The organism is Streptomyces sp. WM6386, from assembly GCF_000972385.1.
GTDB lineage: Bacteria > Actinomycetota > Actinomycetes > Streptomycetales > Streptomycetaceae > Streptomyces.
Map to the genome: position 1 here is coordinate 1 of NZ_JXTE01000270.1, position 869 is coordinate 869.

Below are 869 nucleotides of genomic sequence, written 5' to 3' on the forward strand. Positions count from 1 at the left end.
GGACGCGCTGCCCCCGGCCGTGGACGCGGCCGTCTACCGGATCGTGCAGGAGTCGGTGACCAACGCGCTGCGTCATGCGGTCGACGCGACCGAGCTCGTCGTTCGGGTCGCCGCGGAATGGCACACGGTACGGGTGAGCGTGCGCGACAACGGCCGGCGCACCGGCCGGGGCCGCGACGGATACGGACTTACCGGACTGCGCGAGCGCGCGACCCTGCTCGGCGGCACACTACGAGCCGGCCCGGGTACTGACCGGGGCTGGCATGTCGAAGCCGAACTGCCGCGAGCGAGGAGCGAGAGCGGTGTCCATTCGCGTCCTCGTCGCTGACGACCAGACCATCATCCGCACCGGCTTGCGGATCATGCTGAACGCCCAGCCCGGCATTGAGGTGGTCGGCGAGGCCGCCGACGGGCGGGAAGCGGTACGTCTGGCCCGCGAACTACGCCCCGACGTCTGTCTGTTCGACATCCGCATGCCCGTACTCGACGGGCTCGAGGCCACCCGGCTGGTCGCCGGCCCAGGAGTCGCCGACCCGCTGGCCGTGGTCGTCATCACCACGTTCGACCTCGACGAGTACGTCTACGGCTCACTGCGTGCCGGCGCCCGCGGATTCCTCCTCAAGGACACCGGACCGGACCTTCTGGCGCAGGCCGTACGGTCGGCGTCCGACGGTGAGGCGCTCATTGCCCCCAGCGTCACCGTCCGTCTGCTCCAGGCATTCGCGGACCTGCCCGCCGGCCGGCCCGCGGCCCAGCCGGTCTCCCCCGTCACCGCCCGCGAGGAGCAGGTACTCCTCGCCGTCGCCCGCGGGCTGACCAACACCGAGATCGCCGATGCACTGCACATCAGCCTCAGCACGGTGAAGACA

2 protein-coding genes are annotated in these 869 nt (G+C 71.1%); both read left to right on the forward strand.

Annotation, left to right across the window (positions count from 1 at the left end; all coding sequences use genetic code 11):
* Nucleotides 1-328: sensor histidine kinase (locus TN53_RS41175; RefSeq protein ID WP_046264008.1), on the forward strand; the 328-nt coding region annotated here is incomplete at its 5' end.
* The coding region (locus TN53_RS41180) for a response regulator transcription factor (protein WP_046264009.1) at nt 303-869 on the forward strand (567 nt) is incomplete at its 3' end. The genes TN53_RS41175 and TN53_RS41180, both read left to right, overlap by 26 nt.